Annotated in this window: 15 protein-coding genes and 1 riboswitch; of the genes, 4 read left to right on the forward strand and 11 right to left on the reverse strand. The window is 62.7% G+C overall.

All coding sequences use genetic code 11. The annotated features are described in order from the left end of the window. Window positions 1-40 precede the first annotated feature (40 nt). From J7U39_RS23175 to J7U39_RS23185, 3 genes are read right to left on the reverse strand one after another with little or no spacing between them, the layout of a single operon-like run. A complete protein-coding gene (locus J7U39_RS23175; RefSeq protein WP_210632595.1) occupies window positions 41-967 on the reverse strand; it encodes an ABC transporter permease in 927 nt (308 codons plus the stop codon). Then, entirely contained in the window at window positions 967-2,097 is a 1,131-nt protein-coding gene (locus J7U39_RS23180) for an ABC transporter permease (protein ID WP_210632596.1), read from the reverse strand. The genes J7U39_RS23175 and J7U39_RS23180 overlap by 1 nt, the downstream gene beginning before the upstream one ends. Before the next feature lie 21 nt (window positions 2,098-2,118). Next, window positions 2,119-3,246 (reverse strand): BMP family ABC transporter substrate-binding protein, encoded by a 1,128-nt coding sequence (locus J7U39_RS23185; RefSeq protein ID WP_210632597.1) that lies wholly within the window; start codon window positions 3,244-3,246, stop codon window positions 2,119-2,121. Window positions 3,247-3,586: 340 nt separating this feature from the next. Here J7U39_RS23185 and J7U39_RS23190 point away from each other — a divergent pair, with 340 nt between their 5' ends. Then, window positions 3,587-4,279 (forward strand): GntR family transcriptional regulator, encoded by a 693-nt coding sequence (locus J7U39_RS23190; RefSeq protein ID WP_210632598.1) that lies wholly within the window; start codon window positions 3,587-3,589, stop codon window positions 4,277-4,279. A 247-nt stretch (window positions 4,280-4,526) separates the two neighbouring features. Here the strand turns inward: J7U39_RS23190 and atzF are convergent, their stop codons facing one another. The 7 genes from atzF to J7U39_RS23225 are packed head-to-tail and all read right to left on the reverse strand — an operon-like array spanning window position 4,527 to window position 14,132. Further along, window positions 4,527-6,338: an allophanate hydrolase gene (atzF, locus tag J7U39_RS23195; RefSeq protein WP_210632599.1), complete on the reverse strand. Its 1,812-nt coding sequence runs from the start codon at window positions 6,336-6,338 to the stop codon at window positions 4,527-4,529. A 3-nt stretch (window positions 6,339-6,341) separates the two neighbouring features. Continuing rightward, window positions 6,342-9,881, reverse strand: coding sequence for an urea carboxylase (uca, locus tag J7U39_RS23200; protein WP_210632600.1), 3,540 nt, complete (start codon window positions 9,879-9,881; stop codon window positions 6,342-6,344). A 2-nt stretch (window positions 9,882-9,883) separates the two neighbouring features. Further along, window positions 9,884-10,534, reverse strand: coding sequence for an urea amidolyase associated protein UAAP2 (locus tag J7U39_RS23205; protein ID WP_210632601.1), 651 nt, complete (start codon window positions 10,532-10,534; stop codon window positions 9,884-9,886). Window positions 10,535-10,544: 10 nt separating this feature from the next. Further along, on the reverse strand, window positions 10,545-11,366 hold the full coding sequence (locus J7U39_RS23210) for an urea amidolyase associated protein UAAP1 (RefSeq protein ID WP_210632602.1): 822 nt from the start codon (window positions 11,364-11,366) through the stop codon (window positions 10,545-10,547). Continuing rightward, the gene (locus J7U39_RS23215) at window positions 11,363-12,187 is read right to left on the reverse strand and encodes an ABC transporter ATP-binding protein (protein ID WP_210632603.1); all 825 of its coding nucleotides are present in this window, start codon (window positions 12,185-12,187) and stop codon (window positions 11,363-11,365) included. Before J7U39_RS23215 ends, J7U39_RS23210 begins: the two co-directional genes overlap by 4 nt. After that, complete coding sequence (locus J7U39_RS23220; protein WP_210632604.1) at window positions 12,184-13,002, reverse strand: ABC transporter permease subunit; 819 nt, start codon at window positions 13,000-13,002, stop codon at window positions 12,184-12,186. The genes J7U39_RS23215 and J7U39_RS23220 overlap by 4 nt, the downstream gene beginning before the upstream one ends. 56 nt (window positions 13,003-13,058) lie before the next feature. Then, window positions 13,059-14,132, reverse strand: coding sequence for a putative urea ABC transporter substrate-binding protein (locus tag J7U39_RS23225; RefSeq protein ID WP_210632605.1), 1,074 nt, complete (start codon window positions 14,130-14,132; stop codon window positions 13,059-13,061). Window positions 14,133-14,206: 74 nt separating this feature from the next. Then, a riboswitch (guanidine-I (ykkC/yxkD leader) is annotated at window positions 14,207-14,318 on the reverse strand. A gap of 306 nt (window positions 14,319-14,624) precedes the next feature. On the opposite strand from J7U39_RS23225, the gene J7U39_RS23230 reads away from it, so the two are divergent. Together J7U39_RS23230 and J7U39_RS23235 are read left to right on the forward strand one after the other, a co-directional pair. Continuing rightward, window positions 14,625-17,213, forward strand: a complete 2,589-nt coding sequence (locus J7U39_RS23230; protein ID WP_210632606.1) for a caspase family protein — start codon at window positions 14,625-14,627, stop codon at window positions 17,211-17,213. Between the two features lie 22 nt (window positions 17,214-17,235). Further along, a complete protein-coding gene (locus J7U39_RS23235) occupies window positions 17,236-17,907 on the forward strand; it encodes a tail fiber domain-containing protein (RefSeq protein ID WP_210632607.1) in 672 nt (223 codons plus the stop codon). Between the two features lie 68 nt (window positions 17,908-17,975). On the opposite strand, the gene J7U39_RS23240 is transcribed toward J7U39_RS23235, so the two are convergent. Beyond that, window positions 17,976-19,580, reverse strand: coding sequence for a hypothetical protein (locus J7U39_RS23240; protein WP_210632608.1), 1,605 nt, complete (start codon window positions 19,578-19,580; stop codon window positions 17,976-17,978). Window positions 19,581-19,828: 248 nt separating this feature from the next. Between J7U39_RS23240 and J7U39_RS23245 the strand changes: the two genes are divergently transcribed. Beyond that, window positions 19,829-20,419 carry a hypothetical protein gene (locus J7U39_RS23245; RefSeq protein ID WP_210632609.1) on the forward strand — a complete coding sequence of 197 codons (591 nt, stop codon included), beginning with the start codon at window positions 19,829-19,831 and terminating at the stop codon, window positions 20,417-20,419. Window positions 20,420-20,450 lie beyond the last annotated feature (31 nt).

Genomic DNA, 20,450 nt, shown 5'->3' on the forward strand with positions numbered 1-20,450 from the left:
AATGTTTTGATGCCGCGGTTGGACATCAGATGCTCCCTCCTCACTTCGTCAGCGAGAGCGCGCCCGGCGCACCGGCAAGCGAGCGTGTCGGTGAGGAGGTCGCGATCATGATGACGAGGGTGAGCACGTAGGGCGCGGCGTAGAAGAGGTAGTAGCCCTGGGTCACGCCGATCGATTGCAACGCCGGCCCAAGTGCGCCGGCGCCGCCGAAGAGCAGGGCGGCGAGGAAGCACCCGATCGGGTTCCAGCGGGCGAAGATGACGAGTGCGACGGCCATCAGGCCTTGGCCTGAAGAAATGCCCTCGTTCCACGATCCCGGATAGTAAAGCGAGAGATAGGCGCCGCCGATGGCCGCCAGCGACCCGCCGACGGCGGTGGCCAGCAGGCGCACCCGATCCGGATTGATGCCCATGGCGCGCGCCGCATCGGTGCTGTCGCCGACGACGCGCAGGATGAGGCCCAGCCGCGTATTGCCGAAGGCCCACCAGAGGGTGAAGGCCAGCAAGGCGCCGAGGATGAAGAGCACGTTGATGTTCAGCGCTGCCTGAATCTGCGGCAGGCTCGACCAGAAACCGAAGGGAATCGACGGCAGATGCGGCGCTGCAGGCTGAATGAAGGACTTGCCGAGGAAGAAGGCGAGGCCCAGGCCGAACTGCATCATAGCGATGCCGATTGCGATGTCGTTCACCTTCGGCCACTTGCAGATCCAGCCGTGAACGAGACCGAAGATGGCGCCGGTCGCCATGGCCGCGAGCACGCCGAGCCAGGGCGAATTGGTCATGACGGCGACGGCGTAGGCTGTCATCGCACCGAAGACGAGCGTACCTTCCAGGCCGAGATTGATGCGGCCGGAGCGCTCGGTAATCGTCTCACCGAGGCTGACGAAGATGAAGGGGGTTGATACGCGGATGGCGCCCGCCAGGATCGCGAGCGGCACGCCCCAGATGCCGATGCCTGTCTCTTCCATCATGGGCTCCTTTTCCAGAGGTCGGGATTGAAGATCTTGAAGCGCCCGTAGAAGGTCTCGCAGAAGAGGATGACGATGAAGAGTGTGCCCTGCAGCACCAGCACCGTGGCATCAGGCAGGCCCATGCGGCGCTGGATGAGGCCGCCGGAAGCATCGATGCCCCCGAGCAGGATCGCAACAGGGATGATCGCCAGCGGATTGTGGCGGGCGAGGAAGGCGACGAGGATGCCGGTAAAGCCATAGCCCGCGGCGAGCGAGGCATTGGCGCTACCCTGGACGGCCACGACCTCGATCATGCCGGCAAGACCTGCGAAGCTGCCGGCGATCGCGGTGAAGCCGGCGATCAGCCTTCCGACCGGCAAACCTTGGATCTGGGCGGCGCGCACATTGCCGCCGGCGATGCGGGCGGCGAAACCGAAGCTCGTCACCTCGATCAGGATCCAGGAGAGGATGCAGGCGAGGACGCCGATCACAAGGCCCCAATGCACATCCATGCCAGGAATGTTGCCGAGCATGTATTCGGGCGGCAGCGGCTTGGTCGAGGGCTTGTTGAGACTGGCCGGATCGCGGAGCGGCCCCTCGACGAACTGATTCATCAGGGCGATGGCGATATAGGAAAGCAGCAAGGAGGAAATGGTCTCGTTGACGCCGCGGTAATGGCGCAGGAAGCCGGCAAGGCCGATCCAGATGCCGCCGACGACCATGGCGGCAATCGCCATCAGAACAAGAGCGGGAAACACGGGGGCCGCGCCGACAAGCGGCATGGCCATGGCTGCGGCGGCAACGCCGCCCAGCACGACCGCTCCTTCCCCGCCGATGATGACGAGGCCGAGGCGGGCGGGCAGGGCGACGCAGAGTGCCGTCAGGAGAAGGGGTGCGGCACGGCTTAAGCTGTTCTGCACCGAAAACCAGCTGCCGAAGCCGCCGGTATACATGAGCTGGAAGAGCATGGCCGGCGATTTGCCGATCGCCAGGATGAAGAGGGAGAAGAGCCCGAGCCCGATCAGGATGGCCGCAAGGCCGATGACCACAGGTTCGGCCCTGCGCGCGGTCCATTCGAGCAGGGGACGCAGCGCGGCTGGTTCACCGGACGCGACTGATATTGCGGGATCATTGGCCTGAACGGTCATGGCGCTTCTCCCTCACGCGGTCTACGCGGTGGACCCGACGACACCCTCGACCAGATAGTTCATGCTTTCGAGCTCGATCGCGTCTTCCGCGTAGCTCTTGTCGGCCGTCACGACGGTGTTGCCCTTGTTATCCTTCAGCGGCCCCTTGAAGACCGAGAAGCCGCCCTTCATCATGTCGGCATGCGTTGCCTCGAATGCCTTGCGGCCCGCCTCGGAAACGCCGGGGCCGAGCGCGCTCATCTTGACGAAACCATCCTTCAGGCCGCCACGCACGAAGTTGCCGAGCTTTTCGCCGGCCTGCGCCTTCTTGACGAAATCGCTATAGACATTGCCCCAGGCCCATTCAGCGCCCGTGAGGTATTTCTCGGGCGCAAGCGGGCTCTGATTGGCGTGGTAGCCGCAGACGAAGGCGCCGCGGCCGGCGGCGGTTTCGACGACCACCTTCGGACTGTCGACATGGCAGGTGATGACGTCCGCGCCCTGATCGACCAGAGCGTTGGTGGCTTCCGCCTCCTTGACCGCAAGCGACCATTCGCCGGTGAAGATCACCTGGCAGGTGATGGTCGGATCGACTGCGCGTGCGCCGAGCAGGAAGGCGTTGATGTTCTGCAGCACCTGTGGGATCGGCTTGGCCGCGACGAAGCCGATCTTCTTGCTCTTCGTCGCATGGCCGGCAGCGATGCCATTCAGATACTGCCCCTGGAAAATATAACCGAAATAGGAGCCGGTATTGGCCGGGTGCTTGCCCTCCTGCCATAACCCGCCGCAATGGCGGAACTGGATATCGGGATATTTGGCGGCCATCGCCAGCATATGCGGATCGAAATAGCCGAAGGAGGTCGGGAAGAGCAGGGTGGCGCCATCGAGATTGATCATCGATTCCATCGTCTTCTGAACGTCGACCGTCTCGGGCACGTTCTCTTCTTCGACGACGGTCATCCCAGGCAACGCCTTGACGGCCGCAGCACCCTCGGCATGCGCCTGATTGTAGCCATAGTCATCCTTGGGACCGACATAGACGAAGCCGACGGTGAGAGCCGTCTGCGCAAATGCGCGCGACGAGAGGAGACCGGGCGCCGCGCCGACGAGGGTGGCGGCAGCGGAAGCCTGAAGGAAGTGGCGGCGTTTCATGGAAAGGAGTCTGGTCATCGGAATGCTCCCCTGACGGCGGTTCTGCCGTTTTCAAAATTGGTTACAGAAAAGTGTATGCAATGGTCATGCCAGATTTTATCGCATTGATTTTATGATCGAAATTCTTCTTTCGCCGACTAACGTCGGAGAAGTGCATGCAATTTCATCTCGAAATTGGATGAAAAATATGCAGGGCCTATAAAATCGTCCGATGTCCGTACCGTTGGACTTCAAGAGCTGACTAGGCCGGCAGGGCAAAATGCATTTTTTCCAGTTACATCAATAATATATACTGCTGTTTGACTTTGCCGGCTTGAGCGGGCATGTGTATGCAACCTCAACAATGCAGAATCGGTCCTTGAAGCAAGTCAGGCGCAGAGAAATCATCAGGGCAGGGACGACCGTCGAGCAGATGGTGCGGGCGATTGCCGACATGATCGTGACCGGGCAGATGCTGCCGGGCGAGAAGCTTGATGAAGTCTCGCTTGCTGCTCGTTTTGAAGTGTCGCGCACTCCGGTGCGCGAGGCGCTCCGTGAGCTCGGGGCGATGGGGCTTGTCGACCGCGAGCCGAACCGCAGCGCCGTCGTCACCACGGTGACCGAAACCTATCTTCATTCCATGTTCGAGGCGATGGCGGAACTCGAAGCGATCTGCGCCAGGCTCTCGGCCGAACGTATGACAGTCGACGAGCGGCGCACGCTGGAGTTGGAGCATAAGGCCTCAATGAGGCTCGTGCATGCCGGCGCGCAAGAGGAATATTCGGCGCATAACACGGAATTCCACACCCGCCTTTACCGCGGGGCGCATAATGATCATATCTTTGAAATGGTGACGCAGACACGCGCACGGCTCGCCCCATTTCGACGGGCGCAGTTTCGGCTGCCCGGTCGCTTGGCAAAGTCCTACGAGGAACACGGTCGGATCGTGATGGCAGTCATGCGAGCGGACGGCATCGCTGCCGCACAGGCAGCCTATTCCCATGTGGAGATGGTCAGCGATGCGAGCGCGGTGTTTGCAACAACCGAGGAGCCGAGCGCGCGCGGCACCTGAAGTCTTGCAGGGGCATCTGCGACTAGGCTCAAGCCATGGCGGCCGCAACTGCGGCAGCCGCCCTTTGTCCGCAACGCAGCGAACTTCTTGTTTACGATCGTCCTCAGGCGTCGACGCAAATATGACAGGTCCTATATCGTCTCGGTCTCACCTCGTCCGGTAATCCTGTGGTGGCCGAGCCGCCTTGAGGCGCTTCGTGCCTCAAGGCCAGCAAGTATCGCCAGCAGGATTTTTTTGAGACAATGCTTCATGCTCTTGTCATTTGATCTGCGACGTAGGCGCGCCAGCCTCCCAATTCGGTGATTTCGCGCGCGCCTTCGATGGCGTGAGCCTCGCAGAGAAAACCGGAAATTTGGGAACCGTCATCGAGCGCTACCTTGCCGATTCCGAGCGGGGCCGGGATGTTCTGCACAAAGCGCCCGAAAGTTTCCGGAGTGACCTTCCAAACCTCGACTTCGAGGCCCTTGCCGTCGAAACCGGGTTCGCGGACCAGGCCTGGCTTCGGCGGGACGGTACCGGGCAGAACGAAGAGGCGATAATCCGGTGCAGTACGGCAGGATTTGATGCGCCTGCCGCCCGGTCGCGTCAGTTCATGGTTGAGAGGCATGCCGGTCAAATGTGCCCCGACGACGACGATCGGCACCAAGCCGTCATCGGCCGGCGCCACGCGGCTCGCCTCGGGAATCGCCGACAGACGGTCCATGCCCATTCCCGCGTTCGCCGCCCGGTGCATGGCGTCGGCGAAGGAGGCCACTGCGTCATCGGTGAAGGCGGGGCCGATCAGAGTCACGCCGGCGGGGAGATGACCGTCGGCGTCGAAGCCGGCTGGAACGGCAATCGCCGCGCAATCGAGCAGATTGACGAAATTGGTGTAACGGCCGAAATGGCCGTTTTTCACAATGGGATCCGCCATCATTTCTTCGACCGTGTAGGTCGTCGGCGAAGTCGGCAGCATCAGGATATCAGCCTTTTCCCATTCCTTCCCGGTCTTCTGTCGCAGCGCTTCGAGCTTGTACCGGCCTTCGAAGGCGGCGACCGCGTCATAGGCTTTCGCGCCCTCGATGATGGTGCGAACCGTCGGGTCGAAGTCGGCGGCATTGGTGGCAAGAAAATCCTTCACCGCCGCCAGCCGTTCGGCGACCCAGGGGCCGTTATAGAGCAGTTCGGCTGCCTGCCGGAACGGCGCGTAGTCGAAGGCAACGATGGTGGCGCCGAGGGCGCGTGCCCGTTCGATTGCGGCGTCATAGAGAGCCTCGACGTGGCTGTTGCCGAAGAATTCCCGCTCGGCTCCGTCGAGCACACCGATCCGCAACCCGGAGGTGGGCAGGCTGGCTGGAACGGCCTTGCGCGAGAACGGATCGGCGGCATCGTAGCCCTCCATCACCTTGCGGATCGCGACGCCGTCGCCGACCGTTGCAGCAAAGACGGTGACGACATCGACGCTGCGGCAGGCAGGCACGACGCCGACATTCGGCACCAGTCCCGGCGTCGGTTTGATGCCGACCAGATTGTTGAAGGCCGCCGGCACACGCCCGGAGCCGGCCGTGTCCGTGCCGAGCGCGAAGCTCGCCAGGCCCGAGGCGACGGCAACCGCCGAGCCGGAGCTCGAGCCGCCCGACACATAGTCCTTGTCGAAGACCGAGCGCGGCACTCCATAGGGCGAACGCGTGCCGTTGAGGCCGGTGGCAAACTGGTCGAGATTGGTCTTGCCGATGACGATTGCGCCTGCGGCCCGCAGCCGCGCAACGACGGTAGCGTCCGTCTCCGGCTGGTAGGAAAAGGCAGGGCAGGCAGCTGTCGTCGGCAGGCCCGTCACGTCGATATTGTCCTTTACCGCGAAGGGAATGCCCCAGAGCGGCAGGCTGTTCGGCTCAGGCGCCCGTTCCATCAGAGCGCGTGCTTCGGCGCGCAGCGCTTCGTCAGGCGTCGGGGTGATGAAGATAGCGGGATCCGTCGCGTCATTGCGACGGGCAATGACGATCTCGATAATATCGAGCGGGCTTTTGCCTGCCTCATAGGCTGCGCGAAGGCTGGTCAGATCAAGAATGGTCGGCAGCATGGGTCAGCACTCCTCCAGAACAACAATGATATCGCCCGCTTTGACGTTTCGTCCGGGCCCGGCGCGCAGGTCGCGGACACGGCCTGGCGCATGTGCGGTGACGTTGATTTCCATTTTCATGGATTCGATGATGGCAAGCGTGTCGCCGGTCGCGACCGGTGCGCCCGGCTCGACCAGCAGTTTCCAGATATTGCCGGGCACGGCGCTGGCGACACCGAAGCAGCCTTGGGGAATGTCCCCATCCGGGCTTTCGCCGGCGCCTTCGTCGGTAACGAAGCTGTCGAGACCCGCCGCCTTCCAGCGCTGGCGTTCGGCGTCGAAGGCGGCCTGCTGGCGCATCTTGAAGGTCGCAATCGAGGCGGCATTTGCCTGCAATTCCTGCTCATAGGCGGCGTAGGAAAATTCCGTCTCCTCGATCTTGACGGGATAACCGCCATGCGGAAAGGCGCTGCGGGCCTCCGCCAATTCCTGATGGCTGGCCGGAAAGAAGCGGATCTGATCGAAGAAATCGAGCAGCCACGGCTTGCCCCTGGCAAAGACCGGCGTCTGCCGCCAGGTGTTCCACACCTGGATTGTGCGACCGAACAGCTGATAGCCGCCAGGACCTTCCATGCCGTAGATGCACATATAGGCCCCGCCGATGCCGACGGCATTTTCCGGCGTCCATGTACGGGCCGGATTGTACTTCGTCGTCACCAGCCGGTGGCGCGGATCGACGGGGGTCGCCACCGGCGCGCCGAGATAGACGTCGCCGAGACCGAGCACAAGATAGCTGGCGTCGAAGACGATGTCGCGCACGGCCTGTTCGTCGGTCAGCCCGTTGATGCGGCGGATGAACTCGATGTTGTCAGGGCACCAGGGCGCATTCGGCCGCACGAGTTCCTGATATTTGCGCATGGCAAGTTCCGCATCCGGATCGTTCCAGGAAAGCGGCAGATGCACGATGCGACTCGGCACGGTGACGTCCTGGGCCGCCGGCAGACTTGCTTCGATTTCGGCCAGCAGGCCAAGCAGGCGTTTGCGGGTCAGCGTCGTGCCGTCATAATGGATCTGTAGCGAACGGATGCCGGGTGTGAGATCGACGATGCCGGGCAGACGGGCCTGCGAGACGGCCTGCATCAGCAGGTGCACTCTCAGCCGCAGAGCGATATCGAGCGTCATCGGTCCGTACTCAACCAGCAGATTGTCATCGCCCTGGCGGCGATAGACGACGGAGACAGGCCCGTCGTCACTCTTGCCGATCACAGGTGAGCCCATTTCTTCCTTCGCCCGATGCACGACCGGGCCGGCAATCGGATCATCCGATCGCGTGACGGGATGAAAGCGGATGCGATCGCCCGGCTTGAACTGGCCCATTTTCCACTGTTCGTCGCGCGCAATGACCGCCGGGCAGACGAAGCCGCCGAGGCTCGGGCCGTCAGGCCCGAGAATGATCGGCATGTCGCCGGTGAAATCGATCGCGCCGATTGCATAGGCATTGTCATGCAGGTTCGAGGGATGGAGACCAGCCTCGCCGCCATCGCTGCGCGCCCATTTCGGTGCCGGGCCGATGAGACGAACGCCGGTGCGGGCGCTGTTGAAATGCACCTCGTAATTTGTCGAGAACAGCGTCTCGATATCGCCGTGCTGGAAGAAATCAGGCGCGCCATGTGGACCATAGACAACGCCGACATCCCACTCGCGCGTCAGTTCCGCAGGCTCGGTTGCCGGCTTTGCGGCATCGGCGGTCGCCTGACGGGCAAGATGCAGCACATGGCCGGTCTTCAACGTCCCGGTGGCGTTGCCGCCGAACTGCCCGAGCCCGAAGGTGGCGCGTGAGCCGAGCACGACCGGAGCGGCAAAACCGCCCGCCACGGCGAGGTAAGCCCGCTGCCCCGGTCCATCGATGCTGCCGACGACGAGGATCTGGCCGGCGCGGATGGTGACGGCCTCGCCATGCGGCAATTTCACGCCGTCGACGCTCATCGCCATCCCGGCGCCGGCAAGGGCAACTGTCGTATCGGTATGGAATTTCAGCATCGGACCGGAGACCGTCAGCTCCAGCGCCGCAACCATGTCGCCATTGCCGACGAGGCGGTTGGCATGGCGGAAGGAACGTTCGTCCATCGGCCCGCTCGGCGGCACGCCGACATGCCAGAGACCAAGCCGGCCCGGCAGTTCCTGGATGCTCGATTGCGCGCCCGGCGCGATCACCTCGATGACATCGGCTACGAAGGAAAAATCACGTAGCGCCGTCGTCGCCACCTTGCCGCTCGCCAGAAGCCCGGAGCTGGCGATGGCCCTGAGATAGTCGAGATTGGTTTCGATGCCCGATATCGATGTTTCCGCAAGTGCCGCCTTCAGCTTTTCGATCGCAGCCGGGCGATCCTCGGCTGACACAATCACTTTGGCGAGCATCGGATCGTAGAAGGGTGTGACCTCCGTGCCGGTCTCGATCCAGCCGTCGATGCGTGCGTCCCTGGGGAACGCCACTTCCGTCAGGAGGCCGGCGCTCGGGCGGAAATCGGCATGCGGCATTTCTGCATAGATGCGCACTTCAATCGCCGCTCCCTTCGGCTGCAGGGCCTCGGCGCTCGAGAGCACGTCCTCGCCCGCCGCCTGACGGATCATCCATTCGACCAGATCGATCCCGAAGACGGCTTCGGTGACGGGATGTTCGACCTGCAGGCGGGTATTGACCTCAAGGAAGTAGAATTCCTCGCGCAGGGGATCGTAGATGAATTCCACGGTGCCGGCGGACTCATAGGAGACGGCAGCACCAAGGTCGATGGCCGCCTTGTGCAGGCGGGCGCGGGTCGCGGCAGAAAGTCCGGGGGCCGGGGTTTCCTCGACCACCTTCTGGTTTCGCCGCTGCAGCGAGCAGTCGCGCTCGCCGAGCGCGATGACCTTGCCTTGGCCGTTGCCGAAGATCTGCACTTCGACGTGCCGTGCCTCTGCCACGAAACGCTCGATATAGACGCGCGCATCGCCGAAGCTTGCCCGTGCGGTGCGCTGCACGCTTTCGAAGGATGCCTTCAGGCTTTCGGCATCGGCGCAGAGCTGCATGCCGATGCCGCCGCCGCCGGCCGTGCTTTTCAGCATGACGGGATAGCCGATCGTTTCTGCCGCAGCGAGCGCTTCATCGGCGCTCGACAGCAGGCCGGTGCCAGGCAGCAGCGGCACGCCGCTCGTCCTCGCGAGTTCCCGCGCCGTATGCTTCAGCCCGAAGGCAGAGAGGTGCTCGGGCCGTGGCCCGATGAAGGCGATGCCTTCGGCGGCGAGGCGCTCCGCAAAACCGATATTTTCCGACAGGAAGCCGTAGCCGGGATGAACGGCCTCGGCCCCCGTCGCCTTGCAGGCGGCAATGACGGCATCGACATTGAGGTAGCTTTCGCCGGCGGGCGCCGGCCCGAGGCGCACCGCTTCATCCGCCATCAACGCAGGCTTGGCGAAGCGGTCGGCATCGGAATAGACGGCGACAGAGGCAATACCCATCCGTCGCAGCGTCTTGATGACCCGGATGGCGATTTCGCCCCGGTTGGCGATCAGGACTTTCTTGAACATGCTCAGTCCTCGCCGTCCCAGATCAGCACCCGGATCGGCGTCGGATCGAAGCCATTGCAGGGATTGTTGATCTGCGGGCAGTTGGAGATGACGCAGAGCACGTCCATCTCCGCGACGAGTTCGACATAGTCGCCGGGTGCGGAAATGCCGTCGACGATCGTCATCTCGCCATTCGGCTTGATCGGCACGTTCATGAAGAAATTGATGTTCGGCACGATGTCGCGTTTGCCCATGCCGTGTTTCGAAACTTCGAGCACAAAGTTGTCGCGGCAGGCATGCAGGTATTTCGTGCCATGACCGAAGCGCACCGTATTGCTCTCGCAGGAGCAGGCGCCGGCGGAGGTGTCATGGCGGCCGCAGCTGTCGGCCGTCATCGTCAGCATGACATTGCCTTCGTTCGACATGATCTTGGTGCCGATGCCGATATAGGCAGCACCCTGCATGCGCATCGTATCCTGATTGGAATAGCGCTCGGAGAAATCATCGGCACGGTAGAAGAGCGTGTCGATCGCCTGCTGGCCAAGACTGTCTTCGATGCGGATCGTCTGGCCCTTGCGCACAAGGCCGGACCACGGAGCTTCGGCCGGAATGAAATGATCCTGCGCGACATTCTGCAGGGTGCGGGCAGGGGAGGTCTGAATGAAATCGGACATCGTCATCTCCTCAGGCCTGCATCAGGGTGTTGTTTTCGAAACCGCGCGCGGCTTCGGCCGTCGCCGTGCGGCAGAGATCGTCGGCAGCAGGGATTGCCGCCTTGTAGCGCGTGATGACGACAGGCTTCGGCTGATAGGTGGGATCGGGATCGAGCGGATGCGGGCAGGTGGAAAAGCCGACCAGCATGTCCATCTCGGCACGCAGTTCGACATAGTCGCCGCTGTTGGAGCGTTTGCCTTGCCAGCCGAACCCACCACTCTCGGCCAGGCGGACGGGCGCGAAAAGATTGAGGATGCCGGGAATATCGCGCCTGTCGAGGCCGAGCTTGACGGCGACGAGGATCAGATTGTCACGGGTATTGCGTGTCTTCTCACTCGGATATTTCGCGGCATTCGAGGTGGCCGTCGAGCCGCCCATCAGACAGTCATGGGCGCCGGAACTATCCTCGATCATCGAGAACATGACGCGGCCCATATCGGAAAAAATCACCCGCCCCTTGCCGAGTGCCGTCGTCCACTGGACCTTGGCGGTATCGACGAGATTGATCCGCTCGCTCGTATCGCCGGCATTCCAGGCAATGAGCGCCACCGTGGAATTTCCCTCTGCCTGATCGATGCGGATCGCCTCGCCGCGCAAGAGCTTCGTCGACCAGTACCAGCCGCCGGGAATGGTCTCCTGGTGGATGACGGCGGCGGCATCGATGGCCGGCGCCGGCAGCGGGCTGGGGCCGGGCAGGACCTTGGGCGCAAATTCCAGCCCCTTCTTCTGGTGCTCCTCGTAACGCGCGCGATTGGAGGCGATTTCTTCGGGGGCGCGTCTCACATGCATCATAGCGTCTCTCCTGATGATGCCAGGTCGTCCCGGCCATGCCCCAGGGAAGCGACCGGGCCGTCCCGGTCAGGGCTGAAGATCGATGGCTGGCCGGCAAGGCGCGGCGGCCAGATGGCAATATCCTTGGTGATGGTGGCGCCGTAGCGCTCCTTTTCCTCAGGCCGGTCGCGGCGGCGTTCGAAGGCGACGACGCGGTTGGCCAGCGTGAAAGCCTCGCGCATGTCATGCGTGACCATGACGACGGTCATCTGCGTTTCATGCCAGAGCCGCTTCATCAGCGTGTGGATCTCGGCGCGGATGCCGGGATCGAGCGCGCCGAACGGTTCATCGAGCAGCAGCACCTTCGGCTTCATGATAAGCGCCTGGGCGAGCGCCAGGCGCTGCTGCATGCCGCCGGAAAGCTGAGCCGGATACTTGTTCTCCGAACCGGCGAGCCCGACTTCGGCAATCAGTTGGCGTGCTTCCTCGATGGCGCTGCGGCGTGCGGCGCCGAAGAGCCTGGCCTTGTAGCGCGCGGCGGAAAATTCCCTGCCGAGCAGCACGTTGGCGAGCACCGTCAGGTGTGGAAAGACGGAATAACGCTGGAAGACGACCCCGCGATCCGGTCCCGGCTCCGCCGGCAGAGCTTCGCCGTCGAGCAGGATCTTGCCCTTCGTCGGTTGCTCCTGGCCGAGCAGCATGCGCAGGAAAGTGGTCTTGCCGCAGCCTGATGGGCCGACAAGCGCGACGAAGGCACGCGAAGCGACTGTCAGTGACACATCCTCGAGGACGATCTGGTCGCCATATTCCTTCCAGACCCTTTCGATCTTCAACTCGCTCATGCCTGCTTCTCCAGTTCGGACCAGGGGAAGACGGCGATGCGCAAGCGATCGAGCAGGGCGTTCATGACCACCGCAAGCAGGGTGATCCAGACGACATAGGGAAAGATGACATCCATCGAGAGATAGCGGCGGACGAGGAAGATGCGGTAGCCGAGACCGGAGTCCGACGAGATCGCCTCGGCCGCGATCAGGAACAGCCAGGCCGGGCCGAGCTGCAGTCGGAGGCAAGTGATCAACCGCGGCAGGATTTGCGGCAGCAGGACACGCAGACCGATCTGCCAGGAGGAGCCGCCGAGCGTCTCGGCCTTGACGATCTGTTCGCGCGGCAATTCCAGCGCCTTCAGCGCCAGATCGCGGATCATCGTCGGCGCGACGCCGATGACGATAAGGGCGATTTTTGACGTCTCTCCGAGACCCATGACGATGAACAGGATCGGCAGCAGCGCCAGTGGTGGCACCATGGAGATGACGGCGACGAAGGGGGAAAGCAGCGCTCTGAGATAGGGCAGCATGCCGATCAGCATGCCGATGATGAGCGCTGTCGCCGTCGAGATGCCGAGGCCGGAGAGCAGGCGGATGAGGCTCGCGCCCGTGTCCGACCAGAGCAGAAACTCGCCGGTGCGCGGGTCGGCGACGAAGGCCAGACGGTTGATCGCATCGGCAAAGCCGGCAAGGCTCGGCAGAAGCTTGTCGTTGGCGTTATCAGCCAGTCGCGCGGCCGAGCCGAAGGCATAGGCAAGGGCGAGCAGCACGAAGGGCAGCATCGTCAAGGCGAACTGGGCGCCCCGGCTCGGCCTCGTGTTGATCCAACGCATGGGAAATGCTCCGCTGATGAAGGGGAGGGAGCGCGGCAGACCGCGCCCCATTGCGATCAGAGCGAACCGTCGGCGGCGGCCTTCATATAGGCATCGGTGAAGCGCAGCTTCACATTGCCGGCGTCGCCCAGCACCTTGCCGTCAGGCATTTCGATGCCGATGACGTCGGCGGACGGCGCGCCGTTGCCGAGCAGACCCTTCTCGAAGAGGAAGTTGCGCACCAGATCCATGGTCTTCGGCAGGCTGGGCGAAGCGGTGAAGGCAACGGCATCAGCCGGCTTGTCGAAGAGCTTGGTGGCGGCAAGCTGGGCTTCGAAGCCGGAAAGATCGGTGCCCGAAGCCGAGCCCATGGCCTCGCGGGCGGCCTTACCCTCGGCGGTGTCGGCGCGCAGCAGTGCGGCCGTCTCGTACCAGATGCCGGCAAGCGCCTTGCCGAAGTTCGGATTGTCCTTCAGCACGCCGCTATTGGCGACCATCAGGTCGATGATTTCGCCCGGCACTTGCGAGCTGTCGAAAACCTTCTTGGCCGAGGGATCTTGGAGGATGGTGGAGACCAGCGGGTTCCAGGTGACGACGGCGGTGACGTCAGGCGTCTTATAGGCCGCGACCATGTCGGCGTCGGAGGTGTTGACGACCTTCACGTCGCGTTCCGTCAGCTTGATGCTTTCGAGCGCGCGGGCGAGCAGATAGTGCGATACGGAGAATTCGACGAGATTGACGTTCTGGCCCTTGATATCGGCAAGGCTCGCCTTGTCCTTCAGGATCACGGCGTCATTGCCGTTGGAAAAGTCGCCGACGATCACGGCGGTCGTATCGACGCCGCCGGCGGCCGGGATCGACAGCCCATCCATATTGGTCAGCGTCACTGCATCGAAGGCGCCGGCCGTGTACTGGTTCATCGATTCCACATAGTCGTTGAATTGGGTGACCTCGATCTTGATGCCGTATTTGTCGGCCCATTTCTTGACGATGCCGTGGTCGGCCGCGTAGCCCCAGGGCATCCAGCCGACATAGATGGACCAGGCCACCTTGAATTCCGTCTTCTGTTCCGCCTCTGCGACGGAAGCAAGGCCAAGCATCAGCGATAGCGCCAGCGCTGTGGTGGAAACAATCTTCGAAAAAGTCTGCATTGAAATTCCCCTTCTGCTTTTCTTCAAAAGGGATCGGCAAAGACCATCGTGCCACCAATCCCTTGGCTTACGAGGTCTCCCGGGCTTTTGTCCCGCCGTGCACCCGGCGGGATTTCTCCTCCGCCGGTGGTGGCTCTCGGACCAGTCGCGCTTCAGAAAAGTGCCGGAACCCTAGCCACCAACTCAGCACATTCTTTGCAAGAGGTGTGCCAGCTTATAAATCTTTGATTTTTCTAGCGCCCGTTCCTTGGTTGCCTGTTACTGTGTACACTTTGCGGCATTTGCTAAATTTTTGAGCAGCGATCGGCGCGGCCATCCAATCGACCTCGTCCTTTCGATCGACCGGCACATCCGGTGCGCCGGCACCGACACATTTTTTGGAAGCCCTCCAATTGCCTTGGAAGTAACCAAACTTGCTTTTTTACAGTCGCAGGAATACTTTTATTTGGTCGGTCAATAAATCGTCCAACCAGTACTGTCTGCGGTGGAGCTATGCCCGAGTTTCACGGAAAGAACCGCCTTGCGGCTATATTGCTGATCTTCCTGACGGCATTGGTCTTTCTCGGGCTTGACCAGCCCGCTGCCGCCGCATCCGCTGAACAGGATGGCCGGCGGGTTGCCTTGATCGTCGGCAACTCCGTTTATAAGACGCTGCCCTCATTGCCCAATCCTGCAAACGACGTCCAGGAAGTCGCAAACACGCTGCGCAGGGCCGGCTTCGACGTGACGATCGGCATCAATGTCGACCGCATCGGACTTGAGAATACGGTGCGCAGCTTCCTGCGCTCGGCGAACAATGCCGAGGCCGGTCTCATCTATTATTCCGGCCACGGCATCCAGGTCGGCGGACAGAATTTCCTCGTGCCGGTCGATGCGACGCTGGAAACGCCCTATGACGTCGAGACGCAGACCATGCCGCTCGACCTGATCCTGAACCATCTCAAGCAGAATTCGCGCGTGCAGCTGATCTTCCTCGATGCCTGCCGCAACAACCCGTTCAATGCGCAGAAATTCTGGATGGCGGAAAAGCTGGAGCCGGTCGGCGCGACGCGCGGGCTGGCGCGCATCGACAGCGATCTCGGCAGCCTGATCGCCTTCTCGACGGAGCCGGGCCAGGTGGCGCTCGATGGCGAGGGGGCGCTCAGCCCCTATTCCGAATCCTTCATCAAGCGCGCCAGCGAGCCGAACAAGGAAATCCGCCAGGTCCTGACCGATGTGCGCCGCGATGTGATCGCCATGACCAATGGCAAGCAGGTCCCGTGGGAAAACTCCTCGCTGATGGACAGCTTCTATTTCATCCCCGCCCCACCGCCGCCGAGCGTCGAGCCGATGCAGCAGGTGAGCGTACCGGAAGGCGCCTCCGCGACCCCGCTGCCGATCGCTCCGCCGCATGACGAAACCGGCGCGGCGCTGCTCGTCACGCTCAACCAGCTGCCCCAGACCGGCAAGCTCAGTTTCGACGGCAAGCCGGTGGACCAGGGCGCCAAGCTGCCGGCCGCGGCGCTGACGGCGCTGAGCTATGATTCATCGGGCGTTGCCGCCGGAACGATCGGCCTGATCGGCTATACGGTCAGCGATCCCTATGGCCAGGCGACGCAGGGCGTCGTCGCCATCACCGTCTCGGCCGATGCCGGCGCCAAGCTCGCCCAGCTCGAACAGGAAAAGCAAGCGCGGCTTGCCGATGCCGGCGCCTATCTGAAGGCGCTGCCGCGCGACGTCGATGCGACGATCGGCGTCGGTCCCATCGAAGCCCGTCTGCCTGAAGTACCGGTATCGGCCGCGGACATGACCTTCAAGGTCGCCGCCCTCCCCGACAAGGGCACGCTGCGGGCCGGCGACCGGGTGATCGGGCCCGGCCACGTGCTTGAGGCAGCCGATATTCCGGCGCTATCCTACGAGCCGCAGATCGGCACCGAAAACCAGCCTTTCGCCCTGACGCTGCAAGCCGCCAACGACGACCTGCCGCCCGCCACCGTCACCTTCAAGCCGACGCTTGACGCCTGCGATACCGCCGCCGCCGCACCGCTCGACCTGCAGGGCGTCACCGCCGGCAAGCTGCCGAATGAAATCGATCCAGCCATCGCGGTGCCAGCCTGCACGGACGCAATAAAGACCTATCCTCAGGTGGCGCGCTTCGTCTACCAGCTCGGCCGCGCCCAGCTTGCCAACCGCGACACCAAGACGGCCTTCGCGACGATCAAAAAGGCGATGGATGCCGGGCATATCCGGGCGATTTCCGAACTCGCCTCGCTCTATCTCGTCGGCGCATCCGTCCCGGCAAACCTCGGCAAATCCAGCGAGATCGCCGCCATCGGCGCGAAGAAGGGCGATCCCTACGCGCTCTATGCCTATGGCAAAAGCCTCTATTATGGCCGCGGTGTGAAAGCCGACACCGAGGAAGGCCTGAAGCTGATGCTCCAGGCAGCCGACCTCGGCCACACCTATGCAATGAACGAACTTGGCTACATCTTCTCGAACGGCGTCAACGTCCCGGCCGACATGGAACGCGGCATTCGCTTTTACGAGTCGGGTCTCAAGAGAGACGACATCTATTCGATGAACAGCCTCGGGATGATCTATCGCGCAGGCAAAGGCGTGCCGCAGGACCTCGAGAAGGCGCTGGAGCTTTTCAAAAAGGCAGCGGACGGCGGCCAGCCTTACGCCCCGCGGAACATCGGCCTCATGTACAGAGACGGCTTGGGGGTGCCTAAGGACGAGGCCGCAGCCCTCTCCTGGCTGGAAATGGGCGCGGAACGCGGTGATTATTGGAGTGCGTTCGAGCGGGCCAAGATGGCCAAGGGCGACGGTTCGGATGCCGACAGCCTCGTGACCGCCGCTCACTATTTCGCTCTTGCAAGCGCACTCAACAGGCCCGGAACCGGCGATCCCAAGAAGCAGTCGGACAAGGAGCTCGCATCCTTGGCTGAGCCTGCCAAAAAGAAGGCCGCAGAAGCGTTTTCGGCCGAATTGACTGCACAGGAACTGAAGGCTCTGCCGAAAACGAAGTCCCTTAACGAGAGGCTGACGCTTCTTGCGAAGGCGACGTGGGCAAAGCGAAATCCGCGATATGATCTTTTTTAACCGGTGATTTGGGGCGCCTGACATGACCAGCAAAGTCTTCATCCGCGTACTCCTCTGCTCGACCTTCATCGCCGGCTCCGGCGTCATGCTGCAGGGCTGCATCTTCGATCCGGGCGGCAAGACGCTCTTCGCCCATCAGGAGCCGGCGCAGCCGACCCGCAACAAGACGCCGACCGTCAAAAGGGTTGTCGCTAGAAGTGATGACCAGGAGTCGACTTTCGCGCGATCGGACAAGAGTTCCAGCGGCTCAAGCAGCTCATCCGGAATGGGCGGCGGCTCTGGCAATGACTCCGGCGGCAGCGACTCCGGCGGCAGCGATCCTGGGGGCGGCCCCACTGGCGGGTGGAATTCGGATCGGCGTCTGAAGACGGATATTCGTCGCCTCGGCACATCTCCTGCCGGCATCCCGATCTATGCATTCCGCTACATCTGGGGCGGACCGCTCTTTGTCGGCACGATGGCGCAGGATCTTCTGCTGATCAGGCCGGATGCCGTGCATCAGGGTGCAACCGGATACTACACGGTGGACTACGCCAAGCTCGACATCAGAATGATGTCGATACCCGATGAGCTTTCGCTGGCCTCACCGGCGGCAGCCGCTGCAGTCGCGGCGCTTTCGATCGACGCTGCGAAGGCGCAGCCCTTGATCGGACTTGCGGATTTCGTCTTGCAAGATGTTCAGTTGGCAATCTGATTCAGACGCCCGTGCCGGGCGCAATGCTTGTTTGCGCCCGGCACGAAAACCGTGCCCTGATCCCAGTCTCAGCCATCCAGCCCCTTGAAGCGCACCGGCTGATAGCCGCGCAGCAGCAGGATTCCGAGTGAATAGGTGTTGCGGCAGACGCGGCCCTTGCAGGCATTGGGCGTTGCCTCCATCACCTCCACCTTGCGGTCGTCGGTGAAGCGCATGAACAGCATCACATGCGAACCCGGGCGGTTCAGCGCGTCGCCCGGCTGCAGCGACCAGGGGTCGGCAAGCCGTCTGGTAATGCTCGGGATCGCCCGGGTCGAGACATGCATCTTCAGCCCCCAGGCTTCGCTGACGAAGCCGGAGCAGTCGACGCCGAGAATATTGGTTTGCGGCGCGCTCTTGGTGCAGACATTGCCGGCCGTCTGGCCGTCGACGACACCCTCGGTGAAGTCCTCGAGCGGCGTCTTGCAGCCCCAGCAATAGGGCACGCCCTTCACCGTCTGGCCGCGTTTGCCGAACAGGTAGAACGGCCGGCGCAGCCGGTTCATGTTGACACAAGCCGGCCCCGGATCCTTGCCGTAGGCCGCCGGCGTCACCAGCCAGTTCAGCGTCTCGAAGCCGATCGCCCGCTCGATGACGTCGCCGCGCGATTTCGGCAGGATGGCGACCTTCGGCCCCTTTCCGGGCTTGGTCGCCATCGATGGCTTTGCCGGCCTGGCGACGGCGAGCTTGCGGCCGGGTTCGCGCCCCTCGAGTCTCAGCACCTGCGCCCGGCTCTCCTGAGAGCGAAGAAAAAGCACGTCGCCGCGCGGACCGATCGCCACGAACCGCCTGGAGAAGACCGTGCCGGGTTCGATCGGCAGATCGTAGACGCGCTCCAGCACGCCGTTCGGCGTGAAGCGCACCACCAGCATGCCGGTCCGTTCCGGCCGCTCGGCGGGCACGAGTTCGACCAGCGCATAGGGCCTTCCCGTCGTGTCGATGTCGAGCAGTTCGACGGTGCCGATCCGGTTTTCCCCGGTGAGCTGAAGCGAGAGGAAATTCTCCTCCGAGCTCGCGCGCCGCAGCAGGATTTCCGCCTTGTCGTTTGCCGCCGAAACTTCTGCGACGATATCGCCGAGGCCGCGGCTCGGCACGTATTGAACAACCGGCGGGCGGGCTTGCGGCCGGCTGGTGCTGCGGCCGATCTCGTCGATGATGCTGTTCAGCGGACCGGGCGGCACCGAGCCCATCGAGGCGAAGACCGAGCGGGTGTAGTCGTCGGCATCGCCGCCGTCGATGGCGCGCAGGGTCTGCGAGCGGCCATCGGCGCCGGGGGAGCGCTCGAGCGGCACGATGCCGTCAGACCAGAGGTAGAGTTCGTTATGAACGACGGCGAGATCCTCCGGCGCCGCATTTTCGGGCAGCGGCAGGATCTCCGGATCGGCCTGCGAGCGTTCGCCGTCGACGGCGAGCACGCGGCCGTTATTCTGGTCGAGGATGTAGACGGTGCCGTCGTCGCCGACGGTGATCGCCGCCGGTCCGGATGCCTCGACCTCCTCATTGGCGGAGATGATGCCGACCGAACGGGCGCCGTCGCCGCTCGGAAGCTCGATCATCACCGTATCTTTTGCGAGCACAGGCCAGGCGATTGCGATCGCCGCGGCCATCAGAATATGCGAGCTGAAACTGCGCATTGCCGTGAACCCCGGAACAGGATCATCTTGGCCCTGGGGGCCTCGGTCTGAAGCCTGTTCACAATTAAAGAGTGAGAGAATGATGTCGCCCGAAAACCGTTCACAACTTTCGGCATCATGCCCCAAGTCCTTAAAATGTTAGGATAGAAGCGGCTCGTCAGCAAGGCGTTGCTTTCCAAACGATTTGGAGATCGGCGTCGACAATAGTACAACTTCATCGTCTTGGAGTTTTACTGGCAGGGAAGCCGATGCTGGACTGGAACGGTGACGAAGTGGCGCTCGACGTCAGCCTGCTGGAGCAGGTGCGCGCGGCAAGGATCGGCTTTTCCGATCGGGTCTGCGCCGCCTCGGCCAGCAAGGACGAAAAACATCTGGCGCAGTTGCGCTCCGAGCCGACCTATCTGATGGCCGAGTTTCTTTATTCGATGAAGGTGTTCGGCATCAACACGGCTGAAGATGTCGAGCGCTTCGCCGATCTGCACAATGATTACGTGGTGTCGCTCACCCGCGATCCGGCGAAGCTGCAACGCCTCGGGCTTTCGCAGGAGCGGGCGCTCGCTTCGATGTTCACCGCCGACACCAAGCCGCGGCTGATCCAGAACTGGGCTGAAAAATCAGGCGCCATCGATCAGTCCAATCTCGCCCGTTTCCTGGTCGCCGTCATGTCGAGCGAGACCTGCCGCAAGACGCTGATCGATTTCGAGACAGCCGGCTTCATGCAGCGCAGGCGCTCGCCCTATGGCACCATGGTCGTCTGGTCGACCGGCAGGATCGAGGAAATCTTCGGCGAAATGCTGCGCAATCTCCGCCTCGCCCTGCAGCAGCTGAAGATCCTCTGACCTCTCTCCAGCCGATTTCACCCCTCCCAAT

Source organism: Rhizobium sp. NLR16a (genome assembly GCF_017948245.1).
GTDB lineage: Bacteria > Pseudomonadota > Alphaproteobacteria > Rhizobiales > Rhizobiaceae > Rhizobium.